General features: G+C 47.8%; 2 tRNA genes and 3 rRNA genes. All 5 read right to left on the bottom strand.

Annotation, left to right across the window (positions count from 1 at the left end):
• Nucleotides 1–38 precede the first annotated feature (38 nt).
• Nucleotides 39–146 (bottom strand): 5S ribosomal RNA (rrf, locus tag DKT72_RS17755).
• A gap of 141 nt (nt 147–287) precedes the next feature.
• A 23S ribosomal RNA gene (locus tag DKT72_RS17750) occupies nt 288–3113 on the bottom strand.
• A 282-nt stretch (nt 3114–3395) separates the two neighbouring features.
• Nucleotides 3396–3469: transfer RNA gene (locus DKT72_RS17745), tRNA-Ala, on the bottom strand.
• A 144-nt stretch (nt 3470–3613) separates the two neighbouring features.
• A tRNA-Ile gene (locus tag DKT72_RS17740) sits at nt 3614–3687 on the bottom strand.
• A 153-nt stretch (nt 3688–3840) separates the two neighbouring features.
• Nucleotides 3841–5352 (bottom strand): 16S ribosomal RNA (locus tag DKT72_RS17735).
• The 16S, 23S and 5S rRNA genes sit together here with 2 tRNA genes alongside, the layout of an rRNA operon.
• Nucleotides 5353–5582 lie beyond the last annotated feature (230 nt).

Raw genomic sequence — 5582 nt, 5'->3', positions numbered from 1 at the left:
AAAAAAATCCCCTTCATAAAAAATGAAGGGGATCCCAAGAAAGGCAACGACCTACTCTCCCACTTTCGCAGTACCATCGGCGCTAACGGGCTTAACTACTCTGTTCGGAATGGTAAGAGGTGAGCCCCGTCGCTATAACCACCTTAAGTTTTAAGTTTAAAAGCTTTCACTTCTAAACTGACAGTGTGGACTGCCTAATATCTTAACATATTGAAAAAAGGGCACTCGGTGCCAACATACATGAACCAATATTAACAATTCCATTGAACTTCATAAAAAAACAGGCGTACAATAAGCCTATGGGTTATTAGTACTACTCGGCTATGACATTACTGCCTTTACACCTATAGCCTATCAACGTGGTCATCTTCCACGACCCTTTAAAGAAATCTCATCTTGTGGTGGGTTTCGCGCTTATATGCTTTCAGCGCTTATCCCTTCCGAACGTAGCTACTCTGCAATGCTCCTGGCGGAACAACAGATACACCAGAGGTTCGTCCAACTCGGTCCTCTCGTACTAGAGTCAGATCCACTCAAATTTCTAACGCCCACTGTAGATAGAGACCGAACTGTCTCACGACGTTCTGAACCCAGCTCGCGTGCCACTTTAATGGGCGAACAGCCCAACCCTTGGGACCTTCTCCAGCCCCAGGATGTGACGAGCCGACATCGAGGTGCCAAACCCCCCCGTCGATATGAGCTCTTGGGGGAGATCAGCCTGTTATCCCCGGCGTACCTTTTATCCTTTGAGCGATGGCCCTTCCATGCGGAACCACCGGATCACTATGCTCTTGTTTCCAACCTGATCGACTTGTAGGTCTCTCAGTCAAGCACCCTTATGCCATTGCACTCTACGCACGGTTACCAAGCGTGCTGAGGGTACCTTTAGAAGCCTCCGTTACTCTTTTGGAGGCGACCACCCCAGTCAAACTACCCACCAAGCACTGTCCCCTTTGTTCAAGGGTTAGACTCTAGATAAGCAAAGGGTGGTATTTCAACAATGACTAACGTACGCCTGGCGACGCACGATCGAAGTCTCCCACCTATCCTACACATTACTTATCCAAAACCAATACTAAGCTATAGTAAAGGTGCACGGGGTCTTTTCGTCCCACAGCGGGTAATCGGCATCTTCACCGATACTACAATTTCACCGAGCTCATGGCTGAGACAGTGTCCAGATCGTTGCACCATTCGTGCAGGTCGGAACTTACCCGACAAGGAATTTCGCTACCTTAGGACCGTTATAGTTACGGCCGCCGTTTACTGGGGCTTCATTTAAGACCTTCGGGTTGCCCCTAAGCCCTCCACTTAACCTTCCAGCACCGGGCAGGTGTCAGGCCATATACGTCATCTTTCGATTTAGCATAGCCCTGTGTTTTTGATAAACAGTCGCCTGGACCTTTTCACTGCGGCCCCACCGAAGTGGGGCGACCCTTCTCCCGAAGTTACGGGTCTATTTTGCCTAATTCCTTAGCCATGAATCTCTCGAGCTCCTTAGAATTCTCATCCCAACCACCTGTGTCGGTTTGGGGTACGGGCTGCTTCACTTGTTTTTCTTGGGAGTCGCTACTCTGGATTATCACCTTGGCCGAGGCCTCAGTGTACTATCGCCGTGTTGCCACTGGCTTCAACGGACTATTCCGTCAGTCCGCACCAAATTTACGCCTCCGTCACTTTTAGCGTGAGCAGGTACAGGAATATTAACCTGTTGTCCATCCACTGCCCCTTTCGGGTTCGCGTTAGGCCCCGACTAACCCTCAGCTGATTAGCATAGCTGAGGAAACCTTGGTTTTTCGGAGTGCGGGTTTCTCGCCCGCATTATCGTTACTTATGCCTACATTTTCTTTTGTAGCTTCTCCAGCATGCCTCACGACACACCTTCGACGACACTACAATGCTCCCCTACCCATCTTTCGATGCCATAGCTTCGGTAATATGTTTATGCCCGATTATTATCCATGCCGAACCGCTCGACTAGTGAGCTGTTACGCACTCTTTAAATGAATGGCTGCTTCCAAGCCAACATCCTAGCTGTCTGGGCAGTTCAACCTCGTTATTTCAACTTAACATATATTTGGGGACCTTAGCTGATGGTCTGGGTTCTTTCCCTCTCGGACATGGACCTTAGCACCCATGCCCTCACTGCTGATGAACATTTTATAGCATTCGGAGTTTGTCAGGAATTGGTAGGCGGTGAAGCCCCCGCATCCAATCAGTAGCTCTACCTCTATAAAACTATGGATCAACGCTGCACCTAAATGCATTTCGGGGAGTACGAGCTATTTCCGAGTTTGATTGGCCTTTCACCCCTACCCACAGGTCATCCGAAGACTTTTCAACGTCAACCGGTTCGGTCCTCCACTGTATGTTACTACAGCTTCAACCTGCCCATGGGTAGATCACACGGTTTCGCGTCTACCACTACTGACTAAAGCGCCCTATTCAGACTCGCTTTCGCTACGGATCCGTGACTTAATCACTTAACCTTGCCAGCAACGGTAACTCGTAGGCTCATTATGCAAAAGGCACGCCGTCACCCCAGAAGGGCTCCGACCGCTTGTAAGCGTATGGTTTCAGGTTCTATTTCACTCCCTTATTCAGGGTTCTTTTCACCTTTCCCTCACGGTACTAGTTCACTATCGGTCTCTCAGGAGTATTTAGCCTTACCGGATGGTCCCGGTGGATTCATACAGGATTACTCGTGTCCCGCACTACTCAGGATACCACTATCTACGGACGCTTTGCCTATACCGGGCTATCACCGTCTATGGCCCCTTTTTCCAAAGGGTTCTAGTTCATTGTCTTTCGAATCTCGTGGTCCTACAACCCCGGTACTGCCGTAACAGCACCGGTTTGGGCTAATCCGCGTTCGCTCGCCACTACTAACGGAATCACTTTTGTTTTCTCTTCCTCCGGGTACTTAGATGTTTCAGTTCCCCGGGTTCGCCCCTATCGCTAGGTGATATATCTTCAATATATCGGGTTGCCCCATTCGGATATCTGCGGATCGATTTGTGTGTGCCAATCCCCGCAGCTTTTCGCAGCTTATCACGTCCTTCTTCGCCTCTGAGAGCCTAGGCATTCCCCATACGCCCTTATTTAGCTTATTGTACTTTTTGCTTTTTTAATGAGTTACTGTTCAGTCTATAATTTTCGGCCCTATTAAATGTATGAATACATTTCAATACGCCCTACACCTCATAAACCAAACGTTCTTGATCGATTGGATATCGCTCGATGTGATTCCAACCAATCTAAATTATTATTTAAAATCGGAATAAACCCAATCTTAATTTTCATGTATCTTTTTTCAATATGTCAATGAACTTTGTCAGCTTTTGGCACTTGGCCCTTGGCTGATAGCCAGAAGCAAATCGCCTATAGCTATTTTGTGGAGAATAAGGGAGTCGAACCCTTGACCTCCTGCGTGCAAGGCAGGCGCTCTAGCCAGCTGAGCTAATCCCCCGTATCAGAATCCAGAATCATGAATCCAGAATTACGAACTTTGAATTCTCAACTTCTAAAATTTCCTTTTTTTTTAATGAACGTCCTAAAAACCATATAGTGAACCTTTAACTTTCCACTTTTAAATTTTTAACTTCTTTTTCAGTAGTCTCAGGCAGACTCGAACTGCCGACCTCTACATTATCAGTGTAGCGCTCTAACCAGCTGAGCTATGAGACTCTTTTGGTTACTGGCCCTGGTTGTCTGTTATCGGCATTTACCAACAACTATCAACTATCAACCAACAACTATTATATTTTAAATCAACAGCAATGAGAATAAACCATCTTTTTTTTGGCTTTTTGTGTTTCCTAATTAATCGTCTTTCTCTAGAAAGGAGGTGTTCCAGCCGCACCTTCCGGTACGGCTACCTTGTTACGACTTAGCCCTAGTTACCGATTTTACCCTAGGCCGCTCCTTGCGGTGACGGACTTCAGGCACTCCCAGCTTCCATGGCTTGACGGGCGGTGTGTACAAGGCCCGGGAACGTATTCACCGCATCATGGCTGATATGCGATTACTAGCGATTCCAGCTTCACGGAGTCGAGTTGCAGACTCCGATCCGAACTGTGATAGGGTTTATAGATTCGCTCCTGGTCGCCCAGTGGCTGCTCTCTGTCCCTACCATTGTAGCACGTGTGTAGCCCAGGACGTAAGGGCCGTGATGATTTGACGTCATCCCCACCTTCCTCACAGTTTGCACTGGCAGTCTTGCTAGAGTTCCCGACATGACTCGCTGGCAACTAACAACAGGGGTTGCGCTCGTTATAGGACTTAACCTGACACCTCACGGCACGAGCTGACGACAACCATGCAGCACCTTGTAAGTGGTCCGAAGAAATAGCTGTCTCCAGCTAATGCAACTTACATTTAAGCCCTGGTAAGGTTCCTCGCGTATCATCGAATTAAACCACATGCTCCACCGCTTGTGCGGGCCCCCGTCAATTCCTTTGAGTTTCAGGCTTGCGCCCGTACTCCCCAGGTGGGATACTTATCACTTTCGCTTAGCCACTCAGATAAATCCGAACAGCTAGTATCCATCGTTTACGGCGTGGACTACCAGGGTATCTAATCCTGTTCGCTACCCACGCTTTCGTCCATCAGTGTCAATATATTGTTAGTGATCTGCCTTCGCAATTGGTATTCTATGTAATATCTATGCATTTCACCGCTACACTACATATTCTAACCACTTCACAATAATTCAAGATAGCCAGTATCAAAGGCAATTCTACAGTTGAGCTGCAGACTTTCACCCCTGACTTAACCATCCACCTACGGACCCTTTAAACCCAATGATTCCGGATAACGCTTGGATCCTCCGTATTACCGCGGCTGCTGGCACGGAGTTAGCCGATCCTTATTCTTACGGTACCGTCAAGCCCCTACACGTAGGGGGGGTTCTTCCCGTATAAAAGCAGTTTACAACCCATAGGGCAGTCTTCCTGCACGCGGCATGGCTGGATCAGGCTTTCGCCCATTGTCCAATATTCCTCACTGCTGCCTCCCGTAGGAGTCTGGTCCGTGTCTCAGTACCAGTGTGGGGGATCCCCCTCTCAGGGCCCCTACCTATCGTTGCCATGGTATGCCGTTACCACACCATCTAGCTAATAGGACGCATACTCATCTTTTGCCGTAACCTTTAATAGGGCCCCGATGCCGGATCCCTATACTATACGGTGTTAATCCAAATTTCTCTGGGCTATCCCGTAGCAAAAGGTAGATTGTATACGCGTTACGCACCCGTGCGCCGCTCTCACCACCCGAAGGTGGATCCCGCTCGACTTGCATGTGTTAGGCCTGCCGCTAGCGTTCATCCTGAGCCAGGATCAAACTCTTCATCGTTAATCTTTAAGCGCTCTTTCGCGCTAATATGTTTAACAACCAATCGGAATTTCCAATACTCAAAATAATCTATTCTCTTTGTCGATCTTCGCCGTTTCCAGCTCGATCTTACGCTGTCAATTCAATATGTCTATGAACTTCTTTTCTCTTTCCTTAGCTCGTTTCCTTGCTAAGCGGGTGCAAATATAAAACCCTTTTTTTTAACACACAATACTTTTTTTATTTTTTTT

The sequence above is a fragment of the Confluentibacter sediminis genome (genome assembly GCF_003258355.1).
GTDB classification, from domain to species: Bacteria; Bacteroidota; Bacteroidia; order Flavobacteriales; family Flavobacteriaceae; genus Confluentibacter; species Confluentibacter sediminis.
The sequence above is the reverse complement of the archived record's forward strand: the minus strand, read 5'-3'. Positions and strand labels throughout refer to the sequence as shown.